Below are 19,623 nucleotides of genomic sequence, written 5' to 3' on the forward strand. Positions count from 1 at the left end.
ACAGGGCGTGCGCCCCAGTTCTCAGTGTGCCGGAGGTGCCGGCGAGTCGGGCGGCAGTTCCGGCGAGTCGGGCGGGAGTGCCGGCGGCTCGGACGGCAGGTCGTCGATCGCGGCGTGGCGGCGGCGGGCCTGTTCCTTGGTGAGCCACTCCGCGCCGTCGACCACCACCGTCTCCAGCACGTGCAGGGCGGCCTCCGCACCGGTCGCCTCCAGAGCCAGCCGGGCAACCATGTCCTTCGGTTCCGAACCGGCCTGCAGCCCTTCGAAGCCGCCCAGCTCGATCTCGAAGGTGCCGCCCGAGTCCAGCCGGATGACGAACCTCCGGTGTGAGATCACCACGTCCGAGGTGATCGCCGGGCCGGCCACCCCGGCCGGCTCGACCGCGTACTGTCCCGGGATCGCCGCGGTCTGTGGCAGGCGGACGCTGCGCTGTTCGACCTGAACCTCACGGAGTGCGCCATACGGGACCGAGCGTCGCTGCTCGCCCTCGATCTCGCCGTTGCCCAGGTCCAGGTGAGCCTGGAACTGGCGCAGTCCGGAGGGCGTGAGCAGGAAGATCGTCAAGAGGTATCGGGAGTAGCGGATCGGACCGTAGGCCTGGCGTGCTCGCCTGGTCGGGGCGTCGGCGGTGGCCAGTTCCACCGTGTAGAGCACCTCGGAGGGGCGGATGCCCCGTTCCTCCATGATGTCGGCTTTGAAGACGTCGATGTCGTCGGCCAGCCAGGCAGCGATCTCCGCGTCGGTGGGCCGGTCTCTCAGGACACCCGACCAGCGTTCCCATTCGGCCTGCTCGGCGGCGAAGCGCTCGATGCTCCAGCGGCCTGCGACCTGATGCGCGGACTGCCGGCCCAGGGCGGTCAGGAACGGCCGCCAGATCAGCACGGTGCCGGTGACCGCGGCCAGCCACGGCAGCGCGGACGCGCCCGGGCCGAGGGCGCCGTACAGGATCAGCGCGGCGATGACCAGCAAGGCGATCCCGGCCCGTCCGGCCCGTTTCAGACCCGGTCGTTCCCGGTATGTCTCCTGGAACTCGAGCAGCGTCCCGGCCTGGGCCTGTTCCAGCGTCTGGCGGGCATGCCAGCGGGCGAGCCAGGTCAGCCGTCCTTGGAGCACGTCGTCCGGTTCGTACGCGGTCAGGAACTCGTAGGCCAGGGTGGTGCGCAGCCCCGCGGTGAGCTTCTGCCAGGCGGCATGGTCGCCGCGGCCCACCTCGTCGAAGGCGGCGCCTGTCGCATTCAGCACGCTGTGCAGATCCTTGCTGAACAGGTCGGACAGCTTCACCGATCCGTCCAGCCGGGCCTGCCGCAGGCACAGCAGCTCCCGGTCGCGAGCCCGGCGCCACGAGGTGCCGGGGCCGAGGGCGGCACCGGCCGCGGCGAGGATCAGGCCGCCGGCCAGAGCACCGGCGTCGCCGGCCGTGGAGATCTGGACGAGCAGGCCGACCAGTCCGAGCACGAGCAGAGCCGCGCCGCCGATTCCCGCCGCCCGGACGGCCGGTGCGATGACCGGCAGGGGCCGGCGAACCTCCCGGGGTGGGGCCGGGTCCGCCTCGAAGAACTTCCAGACCCGCTGGGTACGGTTGACGATGTCCGCGCCGCGCCGCGCCCGCACCTGGTTCGCGTACTCCCGGGCGGCGGTGTCCTTGCCCGGCCCCGCGAGCAGGGTGTCCAGGGCTCGTTGATGTTCCAGCGGCAGGCATTGGTAAGCCTGTCGCATGCGTTCCGAGTCCGCGGCCGACAGCTGCCCGTGGTCGTTGACGCGACTGGCCAGGGCGACGAGCGCCATCAGGTTCCGTAGCCGGCTCAGATCTTCCCCGGCGGTTCCGGGGCTGGTGCTGATCATCTGATGGGCCGTTGCCAGTGCCTGATGGTGCCAGCTGTCGAGGTCGGCCAGTGATCGCTCACTGAGGGCGGCGACCAGGTAGTGATACAGCACGTCGGGGTTGCCGCCCCGGCCGGTTCGCAGTACCTCGGCGAGCAGTTCCTCGGCGAAACGTGTCATCCCGGCGTCGAGCCGCCGCAGTGCTACCTCGTACTTGCGTTCCGGGGTGTCGTCCGGGCTGGCGTAGTAGATGTTGGTGTCGCCGTGCACCGTTCCGTTCTGCTGGATGGTCGGTGAGTAGTCACCGTGGGATGCGGCGCTGGTCGTCATGATGCTCCCCGCCGGTAGTCGAGGTGTATGTCTCCGGTCGTGGTCTTGTTCTGCTGAATGGCCGGCGAGTTCTCGCCGTGCGAGGTGACGGTGTATCGCGGGCCGGCGGTGCCACCCGGATCTGCCGGGCCGGTGGAGGCGGGCGTCCCGCTGTCGTCGTCGAGGTCCAACTCGAGGGCCAGCGCCAGCGCGAACGTGGCCGCGTTCGCCGCGGCGACCGGCTGCCATCCCTCGGCGTCGGTGTGATCCTTCCGGCCCCCGGCATGATCGCTGATGCCCCGGATCGCGGCCGTCGGGACGGTCCGGTTCACGTGGCCGGCGTGGGCTGCGCCGGCGCTCTCCATCTCGACGGCGACCGCGTCGGCGTAGGTCTTGTGCAGCAGCTCGATCTCCGGGGCGTCGCGTCCGTTGACCACGACCTCGCCCACGGCAACCGGTTCGAAGTGGACCCGCGGCCGGCGCTGTGGCTCCGGGAACCAGTCGTCGCCGAGGGCGAGATGACGGGCGGCCTGGTCGATCTCGTGCGGGATGTTCCAGGCCTGCGGGTAGGCGCGGAACCCGGCGTCCTCGCTGCGGCCACCGTGATACGCGTAGATCTTGGTCGCGACCACGACGTCCCCGAGGGCGAGCCAGTCGCGAAGACCGCCGGCCACACCCACGAACAGCACCGCGCGCGGTTGATAACGGCTGATGGCCCGTTCGGCGATGACACCGGCAGCCGAACTGCCCCGGCCGGCCAGGGCGAGTGCGATCCGGGCAGATCGGCCGTCACGGCCGCGGACCACTCCCATGTCGAAGTGCGTCCCCGCCTCATGCCGCTCGACACGCACGTCGAGCAGTCTCCTCCTGACTTCTTGGCGCTCCACTTCGAGCGCCACGAGCACCACGATCATCTGCACCCTCGCGAATTCTTGAGGTGGATCTTGATCGGACATGTGCACCGATGGCGTCGATCCGGCGCGCCGCGGTTCGCCGGGCGCCACCAAGGTCGACATCTTGTCAGTTTGACCAATACTGCGAGTGAGGCTAGGCCACATCCGGTGCTATCGTCAAGGTGACCAAAAGGAGGAAGTCTCGGTGCCGCAAGCAACACCCTGGACGCCCCCGCTGATCGCCGTCGCGGTCGATCTCGCGGTCTTCACCGTGCTCGACGAGCAATTCGCGGTGCTGCTGATAGAGCGCGGTATCGAGCCGGACATCGGCTCGCTGGCGCTGCCGGGCGGCTTCCTGGCCACGGCGAGCGAGGACCTGAGTGCCGCAGCCGCCCGGGAACTCGCCGAGGAAACCGGGCTGGACGCGGCTCAGGTGCACCTCGAGCAACTCGCCACCTACGGCGTGCCGGACCGGGACCCACGACAACGGGTGGTCACCGTGTGTTACTTAGCTCTTGTGCCCGGTCCGCTGTCACCGATGGCGGGCGGTGACGCCCGCAACGCCGCCTGGCGGCCGGTGGACGACATCGAACCGGCGTCTCTCGCGTTCGATCACGCGACGATCCTCGCCGAGGCGGTCGAACGGGCCCGGAGCAAGCTGGAGTACACCACCGTCGCGACGTCCTTCTGCGGGCCCGAGTTCACCATGTCCGAGCTCCGGCGCGTCTACGAGATCGTGTGGGGCCGGCGGCTCGACCCGCGCAACTTCCAGCGGAAGATCCTCAACATCCCGGGGTTCGTGGAGGCGACCGGGAAGCAGACCGTCCGCAACGGGGGCCGGCCTGCCCTGCTGTACCGGGCCGGCCCCGCCCGGCTGGTGCAGCCACCGATCCTGCGTACCCGAACCGACGACTCGTCACCTCAGTGAGGAGGCGCCATGCCCACCGACCCGGCACACGACCTGCTCGTCCTGGAGTACGAACAACTCAAGGCGGAACAGCGCGCACGGATCACCGTGCGGGACAATCTGGTCTACGTCACTGTGGCCGCCTACGCCGCCGTGGTGGCCGCTGTGCTGGCTTCCCCGCGCCGGAGCGAGCTGTTGCTTCTCCTGCCCGCCGTCGCCATCGTTCTCGGCTGGACGCATCTGGCCGGTGACGGCCGGATCTCCGCGCTCGGGCGGTACATGCGTGGCGCCCTCGCGCCACGGCTGGAACGCCTGCACCCCGAGGCGGCGCCGGTGTTCGCCTGGGAGACCGAGCACCGCGGTGAACGCCGGCGGCCGTCCCGGAAGGCCTTGCAGCTGACCGCCGACCTGATGACGTTCACCGTCCCGGCGGTTGCCGCTCTCGTCCTCTACTGGGCGTCGGCGCCCTTCAACCTGGCACTGACCCTGGTGGCCGGCGCCGAGCTGGTGCTGGTCGTCATCGCGCTCTGGCAGCGAGTGCTGCACGCCGACCTGCGCTGAGGGGCCGGCGTGCGCCTGGGACACTCCCTCAACCGGCCTTGACGTGGGTCTTGACGACCTCGGCCAGCTCAGGGCTCCACTCCATCGGCTGGTGGGCGGCTCTGGTGTGCAGCTCCACGTGCTGGAGCAGCTCGTCCTCGTCGGGTGCGGTGAACTGGGCGGGACAGTCGTTGTTGAAATCGGCACAGCGAATGGTCACGGTCATGCTCCGGGCGTACCCGCTGATCAGCTCTCGAATCCTGCGCGCCCGCCCCCGGAGGCCTCGACGAGGGCGCCGTCGGCGGCCAGCCGGCGGCGGCGCTGCTCACCCCAGTCGCCCAGCGCGCCGAGCGCGGCGTTGAGGCTGCGTCCCTGCTCGGTCAGCGAGTACTCCACCCGCGGCGGCACCTCCCGGTGGACCTCGCGGTGCACCAGCCCGTCCTCCTCCATCTCGCGCAGGTGCTGGACGAGCATCTTCTCGCTGACCCCGGGGAGGCCGCGGCGCAGCTCACCGAAGCGCCGGGTGCCGTGCTGGTGCAGCTCCCAGAGGATCAGCGACTTCCATTTGCCGGAGACCACGTCCATCGCCGCGTCGATGCCACAGATGTACGGTCCACGCCTGCCCGGCGACACCATCACGCCTCCATGCTTACCTCGTGGTAAGTACGCACTATTTAGTGGGTACTTGTCCGGCCCGACGGTACCTCCCGACGATGGACGCATGTCAACCTTCTTGGGGCTGGGCGCCATGGGGAGCGCCCTCGCCACGACGACCCTGGACGCCGGCGGCCCGGTGACCGTCTGGAACCGTGACCCCCGGCGCGCCCGGCCACTCGCCGAGCGTGGCGCGACAGTGGCCGGCGGTGTGGCGGACGCGGTGGCCGGCAGCGGTCCGATCGTCGTGTGCCTGTTCGATCACCGGTCCGTCCACGACGTCCTCGACCCGGTCGCCGCGAGCCTGTCCGGCCGTACCGTGATCAATCTGACCACCACGACACCCGGCGAGGCCCGGGAGCTCGCCGCCTGGTCCGCCGGCCACGGCATCACCTATCTGGACGGTGCGATCCTGGCCGTCCCCGAGATGATCGGCGGCCCCGGCTCGGTCGTCTTCTACAGCGGCGCGGACGTCGTCGGCGAGCACAAGGAACTGCTCGATCGCTGGGGGGAGAGCGTCTACCTCGGTGCGGACGCGGGCCTCGCCCCGGTGTACGACATGGCCATGCTCACCGGCATGTACACCATGGTCGCCGGCTTCCTGCACGGCGCGGCGATGGTCGCCGCCGAAGGCGTCACCGCCACCGAGTTCGCCCGGCGGCAGGCGCCGTTCCTGGCCGCCATGACCGCCGGCCTGGCCGGGTACGCCGCCACCGTCGACGCCCGTGACTACGCCGGCGAGGGCCAGCAGAGCCTGCGATTCACCGAAACCGCGCTGGCCGCCCTGCTGCGCGCCAGCACCGAGCAGGGCGTCGCCACGGACGTGCTCGAACCGATGCGCGACCTGGTCGCCCGGCAGGTGGCCGCCGGGCACGGCGATCTCGGCACCGCACGGATCTACGAGGAGCTGAGGGGTACGCGATGAGACCGGAACCGATCACCGTGATCGGCCTCGGCCCGATGGGCCGGGCCATGGCGGGCGCGTTGCTGCGCGCCGGGCACCCGGTCACCGTCTTCAACCGGACGGGAGGCCGCGGCGACGACCTGGTCCGGGCCGGCGCCCGCCGGGCGGCGACAGCAGCCGACGCCGTCACCGCGAGCCCGGTGACGATCCTCAGCCTCACCGACTACCCGGCGATGTACGACATCCTGCGTGATGTCCCCGCGGCGGCGTTCGCCGGCCGTGACCTGGGCGAGGATCCCGGCTTGGCGCAGCTGCTCTACCAGGCGCAGCTGGACGTCTTCCTGACCGCGTTGTCGGGGTTGTTGCACGCCACCGCGCTGGTCACGGCATCCGGGGTGCCGGCGGCCGACTTCCTGCCCGAGGCGATGCGGACACTCACCGACATCCCGGGGATGGTCGGCGGCGGTGCCGAGCTCGCGAGGGTGGTGACCGCCGGGGAGCATCCGGGTGAGTTGAGCACGACGCTGATGATGGGCGCCACCGCCGCGCACGTCCTGCGCGCCAGTGCGGAGGCCGGCGTGGACCGGGAGTTGCCGGCGGCGGTGCGCTCGCACTACGACCGGGCGATCGAGGCGGGGTACGGCACCAGCGGTTGGACCGCTCTCTATGAGGTGATCCGGGCCGGGCCGGCTTCCGTGGTGGTCTCGTCTGCGGGGCGCTGAGCGGCCGCGCTTCCGGGAGCGGCGGTGGTTCCTCCGGGGGGCGCGGTTCCGGCGGCGGTGATCTACCCGGCGGCGGCAGTCCCGGCGGCGGTGGTTCCTCCGGCGGCCGCGGTGCCGGCGGCGGCCAGCTCGGCGTACCGCTGGGCGAGGTCCTCCGTGTCCGGTGCCCGCATGAGGACCAGCTCGTGGAAGACCGGCGCGCACGCGGCGACGATCACGGTGCGCGGGTCGGTGCCCGTGGTGGCCTCGCCCCGGCTGATCGCCCGGTGGACGACCACGGCCGCCCGGGCGTAGCGGTCCTCCCAGAAGGACCGCAGCGCCCGGGCGGCCGTGGGGGAGCGGAACGACGCCGCGATCAGCGCCGCCGCGATCGGCGGCGTGCCGGTCAGGGCGTCGGCGACCTGCCGGTTGATCTCGCCGAGGTCACCGGCCAGGGAACCGGTGTCGGGTGGCTCCCACGGCTGCTCACGGGCGGCGTCGAGGGCGTCGGCGAGCAGGCCACCCGCATCGCGCCAGCGCCGGTAGACGGTGGTGCGGTGCACGCCGGAGCGCGCCGCGACGGCGTCGACGGTCAGTGCCTCGTAACCCTGCTCGACCAGCAGGGCCGTGACCGCGTCGAGGACGTGCTGCCGGGTGCGGGCGGTGCGGCCGCCGGGCCGGGCGGTAACGGGTTGCGCGGGCTCCTCCATATCGTTAATGCTACACCTGTAGCGTTTACGGGAGGGAATGGCATGTCAATGATCGAGGTGGCTCTGCCGTCGGGCTGGGCGCCGTACGCGGTTGCCGGGGACTCCGCCGGCCGGCTGTGGGCGACCGTGCTGACCCCCGCCGGCCTGGCCCACGTCGACCCGGCCCATGTGGACCCGGCTCACGTCGACCCGGCTCACGTCGACCCGGCCCACGTCGAATCGGCACGGATGCCCGCCGGTGTCGCCCATGAACCCGTCGACGGTGGGCAGCCGATGCAGCTGAGCGTCGGCGCGGACGCCACGGTCTGGTACACCCGCACCGACGACCGGCTGGGCCGGCGCGACGCGGCCGGGACGCACACGGTCGTCGCGCTGCCGGCCGGCGCGGCGCCGTACGGCATCGCCGCCGTACCCGGCGGCGGCGCGTGGTTCACCGCGGCCGGCACCGACCAGATCGGACGGGTCACGGACGGCGGCGAGGTGACCCTGATCGACCTGCCGGTGCGGCAGGCGCGGGCGGCCATGCTGACGGTCGGCGCCGACGGTACGGCGTGGGCCGCGCTGAACGGCGCGGGCGCGCTGGCCCGGGTCCGTGGCGGCGCCGCGGAGATCGTCGAACTGCCCGGCGGCCCGGTCCCGGCCGCCCCGGTCGGGGTGGCCGCCGACCGGACCGGTGTCTGGTACGCCGACATCGCCCGGGGGCGTGCCGGGCACGTCGACAACGCCGGTGCGGTGCGGGAGATCCGGTTCGCCGACCCGGAGTGCCGGCCGCACGCCGTCGCCGCCGACCCCGACGGCGGTTGCTGGGTCACCCTCTGGGGTTCCGGTGAACTGGCCCGGGTCCGTCCCGATGGGGACGTGCGTCTGCACGCACTGCCCGGCCGGGAACCGCACGGCCTGTGGGTGTCGGACACCCACGTCTGGGTGGCGATGGAGAGCGGATCCCTGGTCGGCGTGGACCGGCAGGCCGGCTGAGCCGGCCCGTCACCGGCGCGGACGCCACCAGGGCTGGCGTCCGGCCGGGACGGTCGCAGGCCGGTCACCCATCAGTCCGGTCCGCGGCGGGCGGGGGTCACCGGTGCCGGCGGCGCGGGATGTCCCAGCGGGCGCCGGGTCGCCGGGCGGACCAGCGGCGGTGCGCGGCGAACGGCGTCGTCCGGGAGCGCCGGTGCGGGTGCCGGTCGGGTTCGTGCCGGGTCTGCCGCAGCCGGGCGAGCGCCGTGCGGAATTCGTGGTTCTCGCCGAGACCGCGGACCACGACCCGGCCGCCCGGACGGGGGAACGGTGTCGCGACCGGGCAACCGGCCCGGCGCTCGATCCCGCCGGGTGGCGGCAGCACGGCCGGGACCCGCACGGCGGTCACCGGCGGAAGGACGGTTCGCTGGTCGCGGCGCATCTCCATGAACGTCACCTCGGGTGGTCGTTGCCAGGAGACCTCAGGCTAAGCAGCTCGATCGACGACGTCGATCCCATTTCGGGCCGGTGAAGTGATCGAAGGTCCGGGCCGACCAATAGTGATCATTCGCGTCCGGCCTCGTAGGGTCGTCTCGTGATTCCCGCGCCTCTTCGCATCGCCCTGTTGTCCTACCGGAGCAAACCGCACAGCGGCGGTCAGGGGATCTATGTCCGGCATCTGTCGCGGGAGCTGGTCCGACTCGGTCACCGGGTGGAGGTCTTCTCCGGGCCGCCACTGCCCGAACTGGACGACGGCGTCGACCTGACCGTCCTGCCGAGTCTCGACCTCTACCGGGAGCCGGATCCGTTCCGGACACCGCGGCCGTCGGAGTTCCGGACGTCGATCGACGTGCTGGAGTGGGCGGCGATGTGCACGGGCGCGTTCCCGGAGCCGCTGACGTTCTCGCTGCGGGCCTGGCGGCAGCTGCGCGAGCGGCTGGCGGACTTCGACGTCGTGCACGACAACCAGAGCCTGGGGTACGGGCTGCTGCCGCTCAACCGCACGGACATCCCCCTCGTCGCGACCATCCACCATCCGATCACCGTGGACCGCGACCTCGAACTGGCCGCGGCACCGAACTGGAAGCGGCGCCTGTCGCTGCGCCGCTGGTACGCGTTCACCCGCATGCAGGCCCGGGTCGCGCGCGACCTGCGGTGGCTGACCACGGTGTCGCAGGCCGCCCGGTCCGAGATCGTCGACGCCTTCGGGGTGCCGGCCGACCGGCTCCGGGTGATCGGGGTCGGTGTCGACGTCGACGTGTTCAGCCCGGCACCAGCACCAGCACCAGCACCAGCACCAGCACCGGCACCGGCCGCCGGGGCGGAAACCCCCGGCACCCCGGCTCGCATCGTGGCGGTGGCCAGCGCCGACGTACCGCTCAAGGGTCTCGCCGAGTTGATCGAGGCGGTGGCCAAGGTCCGGGCCGGCCACGACGCCGAGCTGGTCGTCGTCGGCACCGCGCGCCCGGAGGGTGCCGCCGCCCGGGCGATCACCCGGCTGGGCCTGGACCGTTCGGTGCGCTTCGTGTCCGGGATCTCCGACCAAGACCTCGCTGATCTGTTCCGGTCGGCGACGGTGGCCGCGGTGCCGTCCCGGTACGAGGGCTTCTCGCTGCCCGCCGTGGAGGCGATGGCGTGCGGGGTGCCGCTGGTGGTGACGACGGCGGGCGCGCTGCCGGAAGTGGCCGGGCCGGACGGGCTGGCGTCGCTGCACGTCGCACCCGGGGACGCGGAGGCGCTGGCGGCGGCGATCGGCACGTTGCTCGACGACGAGCCGCTGCGCCGCCGGCTGGGCGAACAGGGCCGCCGCCGGGCGGTCGAGCAATTCACGTGGCGGCGGACCGCGATGCGTACCGCCGAGTGGTACGCCGAGGCGATCGCCGCGCACCGAAACCGAGAGGGCAGGTAGAACAACGTTGTTGACCGTCGACTACGACCGGCTGGACGTACGGCCGGGTATGCGGGTTCTCGATCTGGGATGCGGCGAGGGCCGGCACACCTTCGAGGCGTACCGGCGGGGCGCGGACGTCGTCGCCCTGGACCTGAACGCGAAGGACCTGGCGACGACCGCGTCCTGGTGCACGGCGATGGACCTGGCCGGTGAGGCGCCGAAGACGGCGAGCGCCACGACCGTGCAGGGGGACCTGCTGGACCTGCCGTTCCCGGACGGGAGCTTCGACCGGGTGATCGCCTCCGAGGTGCTGGAGCACATCCCGGACGACGTGACGGCGATCGCGGAGCTGGCCCGGGTGCTGCGGCCCGGCGGGCTGGCGGCGGTGACGGTGCCGCGCTGGCTGCCGGAGCGGGTGTGCTGGGCGCTGTCCGACGCCTATCACGCCAACGAGGGCGGGCACGTGCGCATCTACAAGGAGGACGAGCTGGCCGGCCGGCTGCGCGACGCGGGGCTGACGGTGACAGGCAACGGCTTCGCGCATGCGCTGCACAGCCCGTACTGGTGGCTGAAGTGCGCGATCGGTGACGCCGCACCGACCCGGGCCTACCACCGGATGCTGGTCTGGGACATCACCGACCGCCCGGCGCTGACCCGGGTGCTGGAGCAGGCCCTGAACCCGTTGATCGGCAAGAGCGTGGTCATCTACCTGGAGAAACATGTCGGTGCCTGACCTGCCCGGGGTACTCGGCGCCGACCATGTCCGGGAGACCGTCGCGAGCATCGCCGCCGTGCAGCAGGCCGACGGCCTGATCCCGTGGTTCGCGGGCGGCCAGGCCGACCCGTGGGACCACGTGGAGGCGGCCATGGCCCTGGACGTGGGCGGCGAGCACGGGCGGGCGGCGGCGGCCTACGACTGGTTGCGCCGGGCGCAGCGGCCGGACGGGTCGTGGGCGTCGCGGTACGACCCGGGCGGGGTGGTCGCGGACGCGACGGCGGAGACCAATCACGCCGCCTACCTCGCGGTCGGGTGCTGGCATCACTGGTTGTCCACCGGCGACGACGACTTCCTGGCCCGGATGTGGCCGGCGGTGCGCCGGGCGCTCGACTTCGTCACCGGCTGCCAGGCCGCCGGTGGGGAGGTCGGGTGGGCGGCCGGCGATGAGCTGGCGCTGCTGACCGGCTGTTCGAGCATCCATCAGGCGTTGCGCTGCGGCACCGCGATCGCCGGTCACGTCGGTGACCCTCAGCCGGACTGGGAGCTGGCGGCCGACCTGCTGGCCGAAGCGATCCGCGGCCGGCCGGCGGCGTTCGCCGACAAGGGCCGCTACTCGATGGACTGGTACTACCCGATCCTGGGCGGGGCGGTCCGGGGTGCGGCGGCCCGGGAGCGCATCGAGCGGCGGTGGGATGAGTTCGTCGTACCCGGCCGGGGTATTTTCTGTGTCGCCGACCGGCCGTGGGTGACCGGCGCGGAGACCTGTGAGCTGGCCCTGGCCCTGGAGGCGATGGGGGAGCGGGCCGCCGCGCGCGAGCTGGTCGCGGCCATGCAGCACCTGCGGGAGGCCGACGGCTCGTACTGGACGGGTCTTGTGCTGACCGACGGCGTGCGGTGGCCGGTGGAACGGACCACCTGGACGGGGGCGGCGGTGGTGCTGGCGGTCGACGCCCTGCACGGGCAGCACCCCCGCGCCGGGATCTTCCGCGAGGCGCCGGCCGCCGGCACAGCACCCACCGGCACAGCACCCGCCGGCACAGCAGTCGCCGGTACGGACGGCGACGGGCTCAGCGGTCCCGGCGCAGCAGCCGCAGCGAACCCTGCCCGCTGAGCTCGGTCCAGTCGCCGGAGTCGAGGGCGGTGCGGTAGGCGCGGTAGGGCGCCTGCCCGCCGTCGGCCGGGTCGGGGAACACGTCGTGGATGGCGAGGATCCCGCCGGCGGCCAGGTGTGGCGCCCAGCTCGCGAGGTCACGCTGCGCGGACTCGTCGGTGTGGCTGCCGTCGAGGAACAGCAGCGCCAGCGGTGCCGTCCACAGCCCGGCAAGGTCCTCGGCGCGGGCTACCACGGCCACGACCACGTCCTCGGCGCCGGCGGCGGCGATCGTACGGCGGAAGCCCGGCAGGGTGTCGATCAGCCCGATCGCCGGGTCGACCAGCCCGGGATCGTGGTACTCCCATCCGGGCTGGTGTTCCTCGGACCCGCGATGGTGGTCGACGGTGACGACCTTGCCGCCCCGGGCGCGGGCGGCGGCGGCCAGGTAGAGCGTCGACTTACCGAGGTAGCTGCCGACCTCGAGGATCGGCCCGGCCGGTGCGCCGAGGGCCGCCTCGGCCAGCGCGCGACCCTCGTCGGCGGGCATGAACCCGGTTGCCGCGGCGGCGGCGGCCAGCAGGCCGGAATCGAGCATCGCCCCATCATATGGATCTCCCGCTTGGCGGTCGCGCGGCGGCCCGGCCTCAGGTATCGACGATGCCCTCTTGGAAAAGTGATATCACATTGCTAACGTAGTGACATCGCCACTCGGAGGGAGCGTCTTATGACGGAATACCTGGACCTGCCCACGCCCCAGGTTCGTGAGCGCATCGCCCGGGGTGCGTCGGGCTGGCCGGTGCTCGCCGGGTCGGTGCTCGTGATCCTGGTCGGCACCGCCGCGATCGTCGCCGGTGCGCTGCTCGGCAACACCGTCGTCCAGGTGAGCCTGATCGTGGCCGGCGGCCTGCTCGTCCTCGCCGCCGCGGCGGCCCTGGCCGGTCTCACCCCGGTCGCGCCCGGCGAGGCCCGGGTCCTGCAACTGCTCGGCCGCTACACCGGGACGGTGCGCACCGACGGGCTGCGCTGGGTCAACCCGCTCACCGCCCGGCGCCGGGTCTCCACCCGCATCCGGAACCACGAGACCGACGTTCTCAAGGTCAACGACGCCGACGGCAACCCCATCGAGATCGCCGCCGTGGTCGTCTGGCAGGTCGAGGACACCGCCCGGGCCGTCTTCGAGGTCGACGACTTCATCGAGTTCGTCGCCATCCAGACCGAGACCGCGGTGCGGCACATCGCCAACAGCTACTCCTACGACTCGCACGACACCGCCCTGATGTCGCTGCGCGACAACGCCGACGAGATCACCGCGCGACTGTCCGAGGAGATCGGGGTACGCGTCGCCGCCGCCGGCGTGAAGATCATCGAGTCCCGCCTGACGCGGCTCGCCTACTCACCCGAGATCGCCCACGCGATGCTGCGCCGGCAGCAGGCCAACGCCATCGTCGCCGCCCGCGCCCGGATCGTCGAGGGTGCCGTGGGCATGGTGGAGATGGCCCTGCTCCGGCTCGCCGAGAACCACGTCGTCGACCTCGACGAGGAACGCAAGGCGGCGATGGTCAGCAACCTGCTGGTGGTCCTGTGCGGCGACAGGGACGCCCAGCCCGTGGTCAACGCGGGCACGCTCTACTCCTGACCGGATGGCGAGCGAACGCAAGAAGCTCCTTCTCCGGCTCGACCCGGCGGTGCACGACGCACTGGCGCGCTGGGCCGGGGACGAGCTTCGCAGCACCAACGCCCAGATCGAGTACCTCCTGCGCAAGGCCCTCGCCGACGCCGGTCGCCTGCCCGGCGGGGTCGCCCGGATGCGCGGACCGGGCCGGCCGCCGGCCGAACCGGAAGCGGAGCCGCACCCCGAAGGAGAGTGACATGGCAGTGCCCGGCAGTCTCCCGCAGCGCGTCCACCTGCTGGCTTACGACCCCGCCAAGGGCCGGGTCCCGATGGGCAGCAACCTCGGCGTCGTGCTGCGGGCGGCAGCCCTCGCCGACCTGCACCTCAGCGGCCACCTCACCGACGACCGCGGCCGCGCCGTCCCCGGCATCCGGCAGCCCTGCCACGATCCCTTCCTGCAGACCGTGCTGGACCAGGTCGCCGCCGCCAAGCCGCGCGCCTGGAAGACCTGGATCGGCAGCCGGCACCGGGCCGCCGTCGTGGCGGTGCGCCGGCAGCTCGCCGACGGCCGCTGGGTCCGCCTGGAACAGCGCAAGGTCCTGGGACTGTTTCCGGCGACCCGGGTGACCGTCCGCGACCCGCGCGTCCGCAAGGAGCTGCTCGGCCGGGTCGGCAGCGCCCTGAAGGACCCCCTCGACCGGGTCGGCCCCGCCGACGCCGCGCTCGTGGCCGTCGTCGCCGCGGCGGACCTCACCCTCGTCCTCGACCGTGCGGCCCGGCGCACCCACAAACGGCGCATCCAGCAGCTCACCGAGCACAGCGGACCGGTCGCGCCGGCGCTGCGCGCCTGGATCAGGGATGCCGCGCTCGGCGAGGTCGGCTGACTCGCGCCCACCACCCCCCTCCACGGCCGTGGCACAGGTTCATGTGCAAGAGTCCTGCAACGGGGTACATCCCTGGGTCGTCGGGGGTGGTTGGCTCGTGCACACGGAAAGCGAACGGTGATCGGGTTTGGACGCGGCACCCGACGACCTGTTCTCCGGCGGCGGTGAGCTCGGGCGCCTGATGGCCCGGCGGGACTGGGCGGCCACCGATCTGGGCCCGGCCGAGTTCTGGCCGCAGAGCCTCAAGGCCGCCGTGCGGATCGTGCTGTCGTCGCGTTACCCGATGCTGCTGCTGTGGGGGCCGGACTTCACGCAGCTCTACAACGACGCGTACTCGGCCCTGATCGGCGACAAGCACCCGCACGCGCTCGGCCGCGACGTGCGGGTCACCCTGGCGGAGGGGTGGGACGTGCTGGCCCCGCTCATCGCGGAGGCGATGGCCACCGGCGTCGCCAGCTGGGTGCCGGCCCTGCGACTGCTGCTGAACCGGGCGGGGTACCCGGAGGAGGCGTACTTCAGCGTCTCGCACGCCCCGGCCCGCGACGACGGCGGTGTCACGGTGGGTGTGCTGACCGTGTGCAGCGAGGTCACCGACCAGGTGGTCGGGGACCGCCGGATGCGGCTGCTGCGGGACCTGGCCCTGCCCGACCTCGCCCGGCCTGATTCCGCTTCTCCGGACGGGCATCGCCCCGCCGGTGTCGACGAGACCTGTGGCCGCCTGGCCGGAGTGATCGGCGAGCACCCGCTCGACGTGCCGTTCGCCGCGATCTACCTGCGCGAGGGCGGCGTGCTGCGCCGCTGCGCCGTGGTCGGCGTCGACGAGACCGCGCTGCCGTCGCGCCTGCCCGCCGACCCGGGCGGCACCGACCCCTGGCGGCTGGCCGCCGCCGCCGCGGGAGAGACCGCCGTGACCGGCGACGTCACCGACCGGCTGACCGTGGCCGGCGGGCCGTGGGCCGACCCGGTCCGCGAAGCCGTCGCCCAGCCGCTGCCGGCCGCGGACGGCGTCCTGCTGACCGGGGTCAGTCCCAGCCGGGCCCTGGACGGCACGTACCGCTCGTTCCTGCACCTGCTCGCCCAGCAGGTCGCCGTCGCGGTCCGCAACGCTCAGGCCTTCCAGGAGGAACGTGACCGCGCCGCCGCGCTCGCCGAACTCGACCGGGTCAAGACCGACTTCTTCACCAACGTCAGCCACGAGTTCCGGACACCGCTGACCCTGATGCTGGGACCGCTGCAGGACGCGCTCGCCGACCGCGCCCACCCGCTCGACGAGGCGCAGCGATCCCGCGTGGACGTGGCCTGGCGCAACGCCACGCGGCTGCTCAACCTGGTCAACGAGCTGCTGACGTTCTCCAGCGTGGCGGGCGGCGACACCGGCCGGGCACCGCAGGCGGTGGACCTGGCGCGGTTCACCACCGAACTGGCCGGCGTGTTCCGCGCGGCGATCGAACGCACCGGCCTGCGCCTCCTGGTGGACTGCCCGCCGCTGCCCGCCCCGGTCGCGGTCGACCCCGCGCACTGGGAGACGATCGTCACGAACCTGCTCTCCAACGCGCTGAAGTTCACGTTCGTCGGCGAGATCCGGGTGACCCTGGACCACGACGCCACCGCGGTGCGGCTCACCGTCGCCGACACCGGCATCGGCATCGCCGCCGCCGACCTGCCGCGCCTGTTCGACCGGTTCCATCGCGTGCGTGGCGCCCGGGCCCGCAGCCACGAAGGCACCGGGATCGGCCTCGCGCTTGTCCGCGAACTGGCCAGGCTGCAGGGCGGTGACGTCGAGGTGCACAGCACGCCAGGGGAGGGCACCACCTTCACCGTCGTGCTGCCGTGGGCCGCCGTGCGAACCACCGGCATGCCCGGCATGCCCGGCGCGACCGGCCTGCTGGCCGGTGCCCGCGCGGCCGCCCTCGGCGCCGGCAGCTGGGACGACACCGTGGACGACGGCCCACCCGGCGGGTCCGGCAGCCGGATCCTGGTCGCCGACGACAACAGTGACATGCGCGCCTACCTGACCCGCCTGCTCACCGCGCAGGGCTGGCAGGTGCGCACGGTCGCCGACGGCGAACAAGCCTTGCGGGCCATCCACCTCAACCGGCCCGACCTGCTGATCACCGACGTGATGATGCCGCACCTGGACGGCTTCGCCCTGGTCCGCACCCTGCGGGGCGACGAGGCCACCCGCAGCCTGCCGATCGTGATGCTCTCCGCGCGCGCCGGGCAGGAATCCGGGGTCGAAGGCCTCACCGCCGGCGCCGACGACTACGTCGTCAAACCGTTCGGCGCCGACGAGTTGATCGCCCGGGTCCGCGCCGTACTCACCCTGGCCGCCGCGCGGAGCACCGCCCCCGCGCCGAGCCTGGCCGCCCCCGCCGTGATCGCCGCCGGTCGCATGCTGCACGACGCGTTCCAGGCGGCCACCGACCTGACTTCGGCGCTGCTGGGCGGCACTTCAGCCGACGTCGTCATCGACGGCGCCATCGACGGCGCCATCGACGGCGACGAGCAGCGGCACGCCCTGCGATTCACCGCAGGCGGCACGGGGGTGCGCGCGCCGGACGCCGGCGGCACGGGGGTGCGCGGGCCGGGCGCAGGCGACACCGGGGTACGGTCGCCGGGCGCCACGGCCGACATCAGCGCACCCGACGGCACCCGGCTCGGTGGTATCACGGTCCACAACGGCCCGGCCCGGCCGGCCGCCACGGCCCGGGGGATCCTGACCGCGGCGGCCGAGCTGTGCGCCGCGCTCGCCGGCACCGCCTGGCAGCCGGGCGCCGAGCAGCAGAGCGCGCAGGCCCTGCACCGCGCCGTCCTGCCGGAACAGTCCGCCGCACCGGACGGCTGGACCGTGCACCACACCCACCGGACCGCACCCGGTTCCTGGCACGACGTCACCGGAACCGGAGACGGCTCCCTGCTGCTCAGTGCCGGTGACGCCGCCGGCGACGGCCTCACCGCCACCGTCACCGCCGCGCTGCTCCGCGCCGCCGTGCGCTCCCACGCCGCCGGCGGCCGCGAACCCGCGCGCCTCCTCGCCGACCTCGCCACGGCCCTGAACCGGTTGCCCGATCCGCCGGCCACCACCCTGCTGCTGGTGCTGCTCGACCCGCGTACCGGCCGCTTCACCTGGGCCGGTGCTGGGCGTCCCGGTCCCGAGCACACGTCGCCGGACGGTGCGTTGCGGCCGCCGACCGGCCGCGCCGGGCCACCGCTGACCCCGGGCGGCGGGACCTGGTCGCAGCATCAAGGCACCCTGGAACCCGGCGAGCAACTCGTCCTGCACACCGGCGCCCACGACGTCGCCGTCACCGCGGTCCGCGAGGCGCTGCCGGCCGCTCCCGCCAGGGCCGCACCGCCGGCGGTCGACGTCACGTGGACGTACCCGCTGGACGCCGGTGCCGCCGCCGGCGCGCGCCGCGACCTGCGCACCGCCCTCGACGGCGACGCGATCGACCCCGACCTGCTGTACGACCTGCAGGTCGCCGCCACCGAGGCGATCAACAACGCGGTCGAGCACGCCCAGCAGCCACGCCGCCCCGAAGTCCGGATGCGGCTGCTCGTCACCGGCGGCCGGGTCCGTCTCGAGATCCAGGACTTCGGTGACTGGCGTGCCCGGCCGGCGGCCCGGGACCGCGGCCGGGGTGCCATCCTGATGCACGCCTACGGAGACGTGCGCGTGGTCGCCAACGACGCCGGCACCCTGGTGACCATCGAACGGCAGTGGGCCTGACGAGCCCCAGCCGGCTGGTTAGCCCCCGGGCGCCGACGGGTACGGGGCTGTGGTCGAAGGGAGCCAGCCATGGCACGGCCGATCTGGACCGGGTCGATCACGTTCGGCCTGGTGTCGGTGCCGGTGGGGATGTACTCGGCCACCCACGAGCACGAGGTCTCGTTCCACCAGTTCGCGAAGGGCACCGCCGACCGGATCCGGTACCGCCGGGTCAACGAGCGGACCGGCAAAGAGGTCGACTTCGACGACATCGTGAAGGGCGCCGACGTCGGTGGCGGCGACTACGTCATGCTCGACCAGGAGGAACTGGACTCGGTGGCGCCCGGCCGGTCGCGCAGCCTGGAGATCGACCGCTTTGTCGACCTCGGCGACATCGACCCGATCTTCTACCAGAAGACCTACTACCTCGGGCCCGGCAACGAGGAGACCACCAAGGTGTACGGGCTGCTCCGCGACGCCATGGCCGACGCGGGCCGGGCAGCGATCGGGCGGCTGGTGATGCGCGGCAAGGAGTACCTGGCCGCGATCCGTGCCGACGGTGACCTGCTGGTCCTGCAGACGATGTACTTCGCCGACGAGGTCCGTGACCCGAAGGACCAGATCGACGACCTCCCGCGGCGCAACGCGGCGAAGCCGGCCGAGCTGCACATGGCGCAGCAGCTGATCGACTCGATGACCGGGCGGTGGGAACCCGGGGACTTCCGGGACACGTACACCGACCGGGTGAATGCCCTGATCGACGAGAAGAAGGCGGGCAAGGACATCACCCGCGCCGACGAGGCGCCGGAACCGACCCCGGTCACCGACCTGTTCGAGGCGCTGCGCCGCAGCGTGGAGGCGGCCTCCCAGCGCCGCAAGGCCACCGGGACGGCCGATGCGGACGGCGGTCGCGGCGGCAGCAAGGCGAAGAAGAGCACCGCCGGCGGCGCCAAGAAAGGCAGTGGCTCCAGCGCGAAGAAGAGCACCGGAGGCGCTCGGAAGAGGAGCGGCAAGGCCGCGGAGATGACGAAGGCCGAGCTTCTGGCCCGGGCCGCGGACCTGAAGATTCGCGGCCGTTCCACGATGAGCCGCCCGGAGCTGGAGAAGGCGATCCGCAAGGCATCGTGACCGCCGGTCACGGTGGGACCATCGGTCGATGACGCTTGCTGCGCTGCGCTGCGCCCGCGTCGCGGTGTTGATCTGCTAGCGATGCGAAATCGCTGTGATCATGGGGCTGAAACCGCGATTTCGCATCGCTAGCAGATCCACTTCTCGCGCTGGACGGCTTGTCGGGCGCCACTGGGCCGGCAAGGGGGACACGGG

Annotated in this window: 20 protein-coding genes; 13 read left to right on the forward strand and 7 right to left on the reverse strand. The window is 72.7% G+C overall.

Annotation, left to right across the window (positions count from 1 at the left end; translation table 11 throughout):
* Positions 1–21: 21 nt before the first annotated feature.
* Together LPA41_RS06705 and LPA41_RS06710 are read right to left on the reverse strand one after the other, a co-directional pair.
* Positions 22–2,151, reverse strand: coding sequence for a hypothetical protein (locus LPA41_RS06705; protein WP_229069051.1), 2,130 nt, complete (start codon positions 2,149–2,151; stop codon positions 22–24).
* Positions 2,148–3,044: a 5'-methylthioadenosine/S-adenosylhomocysteine nucleosidase gene (locus tag LPA41_RS06710; RefSeq protein WP_229069140.1), complete on the reverse strand. Its 897-nt coding sequence runs from the start codon at positions 3,042–3,044 to the stop codon at positions 2,148–2,150. The genes LPA41_RS06705 and LPA41_RS06710 overlap by 4 nt, the downstream gene beginning before the upstream one ends.
* 184 nt (positions 3,045–3,228) lie before the next feature.
* On the opposite strand from LPA41_RS06710, the gene LPA41_RS06715 reads away from it, so the two are divergent.
* Both LPA41_RS06715 and LPA41_RS06720 read left to right on the forward strand, forming a co-directional pair.
* Complete coding sequence (locus tag LPA41_RS06715) at positions 3,229–3,951, forward strand: NUDIX domain-containing protein (protein ID WP_229069052.1); 723 nt, start codon at positions 3,229–3,231, stop codon at positions 3,949–3,951.
* Between the two features lie 9 nt (positions 3,952–3,960).
* Positions 3,961–4,491 carry a hypothetical protein gene (locus LPA41_RS06720; RefSeq protein ID WP_229069053.1) on the forward strand — a complete coding sequence of 177 codons (531 nt, stop codon included), beginning with the start codon at positions 3,961–3,963 and terminating at the stop codon, positions 4,489–4,491.
* A gap of 28 nt (positions 4,492–4,519) precedes the next feature.
* Here the strand turns inward: LPA41_RS06720 and LPA41_RS06725 are convergent, their stop codons facing one another.
* Complete coding sequence (locus tag LPA41_RS06725; protein WP_229069054.1) at positions 4,520–4,696, reverse strand: DUF1059 domain-containing protein; 177 nt, start codon at positions 4,694–4,696, stop codon at positions 4,520–4,522.
* 20 nt (positions 4,697–4,716) lie between these two features.
* Complete coding sequence (locus LPA41_RS06730) at positions 4,717–5,106, reverse strand: helix-turn-helix domain-containing protein (RefSeq protein ID WP_229069055.1); 390 nt, start codon at positions 5,104–5,106, stop codon at positions 4,717–4,719.
* An 85-nt stretch (positions 5,107–5,191) separates the two neighbouring features.
* On the opposite strand from LPA41_RS06730, the gene LPA41_RS06735 reads away from it, so the two are divergent.
* Both LPA41_RS06735 and LPA41_RS06740 read left to right on the forward strand, forming a co-directional pair.
* Positions 5,192–6,049, forward strand: a complete 858-nt coding sequence (locus LPA41_RS06735) for an NAD(P)-dependent oxidoreductase (protein WP_229069056.1) — start codon at positions 5,192–5,194, stop codon at positions 6,047–6,049.
* Positions 6,046–6,750, forward strand: a complete 705-nt coding sequence (locus tag LPA41_RS06740; protein ID WP_229069057.1) for an NAD(P)-binding domain-containing protein — start codon at positions 6,046–6,048, stop codon at positions 6,748–6,750. Before LPA41_RS06735 ends, LPA41_RS06740 begins: the two co-directional genes overlap by 4 nt.
* A gap of 62 nt (positions 6,751–6,812) precedes the next feature.
* Here the strand turns inward: LPA41_RS06740 and LPA41_RS06745 are convergent, their stop codons facing one another.
* Complete coding sequence (locus tag LPA41_RS06745) at positions 6,813–7,439, reverse strand: TetR/AcrR family transcriptional regulator (RefSeq protein ID WP_229069058.1); 627 nt, start codon at positions 7,437–7,439, stop codon at positions 6,813–6,815.
* Between the two features lie 42 nt (positions 7,440–7,481).
* Between LPA41_RS06745 and LPA41_RS06750 the strand changes: the two genes are divergently transcribed.
* Positions 7,482–8,414, forward strand: a complete 933-nt coding sequence (locus tag LPA41_RS06750; protein ID WP_229069059.1) for a hydrolase — start codon at positions 7,482–7,484, stop codon at positions 8,412–8,414.
* 97 nt (positions 8,415–8,511) lie between these two features.
* Here LPA41_RS06750 and LPA41_RS06755 read toward each other — a convergent pair whose 3' ends face one another.
* The gene (locus LPA41_RS06755; RefSeq protein ID WP_229069060.1) at positions 8,512–8,841 is read right to left on the reverse strand and encodes a hypothetical protein; all 330 of its coding nucleotides are present in this window, start codon (positions 8,839–8,841) and stop codon (positions 8,512–8,514) included.
* Positions 8,842–8,988: 147 nt separating this feature from the next.
* Between LPA41_RS06755 and LPA41_RS06760 the strand changes: the two genes are divergently transcribed.
* Genes LPA41_RS06760 through LPA41_RS06770 form a run of 3 tightly spaced genes read left to right on the forward strand, consistent with a single transcriptional unit; the run spans position 8,989 to position 12,113 of the window.
* A complete protein-coding gene (locus LPA41_RS06760; protein ID WP_229069061.1) occupies positions 8,989–10,302 on the forward strand; it encodes a glycosyltransferase family 4 protein in 1,314 nt (437 codons plus the stop codon).
* Between the two features lie 10 nt (positions 10,303–10,312).
* Entirely contained in the window at positions 10,313–11,017 is a 705-nt protein-coding gene (locus LPA41_RS06765) for a class I SAM-dependent methyltransferase (protein WP_229069062.1), read from the forward strand.
* Positions 11,004–12,113 (forward strand): prenyltransferase, encoded by a 1,110-nt coding sequence (locus LPA41_RS06770; protein WP_229069063.1) that lies wholly within the window; start codon positions 11,004–11,006, stop codon positions 12,111–12,113. The genes LPA41_RS06765 and LPA41_RS06770 overlap by 14 nt, the downstream gene beginning before the upstream one ends.
* Here LPA41_RS06770 and LPA41_RS06775 read toward each other — a convergent pair.
* Entirely contained in the window at positions 12,070–12,690 is a 621-nt protein-coding gene (locus tag LPA41_RS06775; RefSeq protein ID WP_229069064.1) for a class I SAM-dependent methyltransferase, read from the reverse strand. The two genes, LPA41_RS06770 and LPA41_RS06775, sit on opposite strands and share 44 nt — an antisense overlap.
* 129 nt (positions 12,691–12,819) lie before the next feature.
* Between LPA41_RS06775 and LPA41_RS06780 the strand changes: the two genes are divergently transcribed.
* The 5 genes from LPA41_RS06780 to LPA41_RS06800 all read left to right on the forward strand — a co-directional run bounded on the left by LPA41_RS06780 (position 12,820) and on the right by LPA41_RS06800 (position 19,428).
* Positions 12,820–13,731, forward strand: coding sequence for an SPFH domain-containing protein (locus tag LPA41_RS06780; RefSeq protein WP_229069065.1), 912 nt, complete (start codon positions 12,820–12,822; stop codon positions 13,729–13,731).
* 4 nt (positions 13,732–13,735) lie between these two features.
* Entirely contained in the window at positions 13,736–13,963 is a 228-nt protein-coding gene (locus LPA41_RS06785; RefSeq protein ID WP_229069066.1) for a hypothetical protein, read from the forward strand.
* A gap of 1 nt (position 13,964) precedes the next feature.
* A complete protein-coding gene (locus tag LPA41_RS06790; protein WP_229069067.1) occupies positions 13,965–14,591 on the forward strand; it encodes a GPP34 family phosphoprotein in 627 nt (208 codons plus the stop codon).
* Between the two features lie 127 nt (positions 14,592–14,718).
* Entirely contained in the window at positions 14,719–18,321 is a 3,603-nt protein-coding gene (locus LPA41_RS06795; RefSeq protein ID WP_229069068.1) for an ATP-binding protein, read from the forward strand.
* Positions 18,322–18,390: 69 nt separating this feature from the next.
* On the forward strand, positions 18,391–19,428 hold the full coding sequence (locus tag LPA41_RS06800; RefSeq protein ID WP_229069069.1) for a Ku protein: 1,038 nt from the start codon (positions 18,391–18,393) through the stop codon (positions 19,426–19,428).
* Positions 19,429–19,623 lie beyond the last annotated feature (195 nt).

It is taken from the genome of Actinoplanes sp. DH11 (assembly GCF_020873875.1).
In the GTDB taxonomy this organism is placed as follows: Bacteria; Actinomycetota; Actinomycetes; order Mycobacteriales; family Micromonosporaceae; genus Actinoplanes.

What these genes read in the sequence shown, in the direction of transcription:
- LPA41_RS06705 (WP_229069051.1), bottom strand. Translation starts at nt 2,151, where the DNA reads ATGACGACCAGCGCCGCATCCCACGGTGACTACTCACCGACCATCCAG.
- LPA41_RS06710 (WP_229069140.1), bottom strand. Translation starts at nt 3,044, where the DNA reads ATGATCGTGGTGCTCGTGGCGCTCGAAGTGGAGCGCCAAGAAGTCAGG.
- LPA41_RS06720 (WP_229069053.1), top strand. Translation starts at nt 3,961, where the DNA reads ATGCCCACCGACCCGGCACACGACCTGCTCGTCCTGGAGTACGAACAA.
- LPA41_RS06725 (WP_229069054.1), bottom strand. Translation starts at nt 4,696, where the DNA reads ATGACCGTGACCATTCGCTGTGCCGATTTCAACAACGACTGTCCCGCC.
- LPA41_RS06730 (WP_229069055.1), bottom strand. Translation starts at nt 5,106, where the DNA reads ATGGTGTCGCCGGGCAGGCGTGGACCGTACATCTGTGGCATCGACGCG.
- LPA41_RS06735 (WP_229069056.1), top strand. Translation starts at nt 5,192, where the DNA reads ATGTCAACCTTCTTGGGGCTGGGCGCCATGGGGAGCGCCCTCGCCACG.
- LPA41_RS06740 (WP_229069057.1), top strand. Translation starts at nt 6,046, where the DNA reads ATGAGACCGGAACCGATCACCGTGATCGGCCTCGGCCCGATGGGCCGG.
- LPA41_RS06745 (WP_229069058.1), bottom strand. Translation starts at nt 7,439, where the DNA reads ATGGAGGAGCCCGCGCAACCCGTTACCGCCCGGCCCGGCGGCCGCACC.
- LPA41_RS06750 (WP_229069059.1), top strand. Translation starts at nt 7,482, where the DNA reads ATGTCAATGATCGAGGTGGCTCTGCCGTCGGGCTGGGCGCCGTACGCG.
- LPA41_RS06755 (WP_229069060.1), bottom strand. Translation starts at nt 8,841, where the DNA reads ATGGAGATGCGCCGCGACCAGCGAACCGTCCTTCCGCCGGTGACCGCC.
- LPA41_RS06770 (WP_229069063.1), top strand. Translation starts at nt 11,004, where the DNA reads ATGTCGGTGCCTGACCTGCCCGGGGTACTCGGCGCCGACCATGTCCGG.
- LPA41_RS06775 (WP_229069064.1), bottom strand. Translation starts at nt 12,690, where the DNA reads ATGCTCGATTCCGGCCTGCTGGCCGCCGCCGCCGCGGCAACCGGGTTC.
- LPA41_RS06780 (WP_229069065.1), top strand. Translation starts at nt 12,820, where the DNA reads ATGACGGAATACCTGGACCTGCCCACGCCCCAGGTTCGTGAGCGCATC.
- LPA41_RS06785 (WP_229069066.1), top strand. Translation starts at nt 13,736, where the DNA reads ATGGCGAGCGAACGCAAGAAGCTCCTTCTCCGGCTCGACCCGGCGGTG.
- LPA41_RS06790 (WP_229069067.1), top strand. Translation starts at nt 13,965, where the DNA reads ATGGCAGTGCCCGGCAGTCTCCCGCAGCGCGTCCACCTGCTGGCTTAC.
- LPA41_RS06800 (WP_229069069.1), top strand. Translation starts at nt 18,391, where the DNA reads ATGGCACGGCCGATCTGGACCGGGTCGATCACGTTCGGCCTGGTGTCG.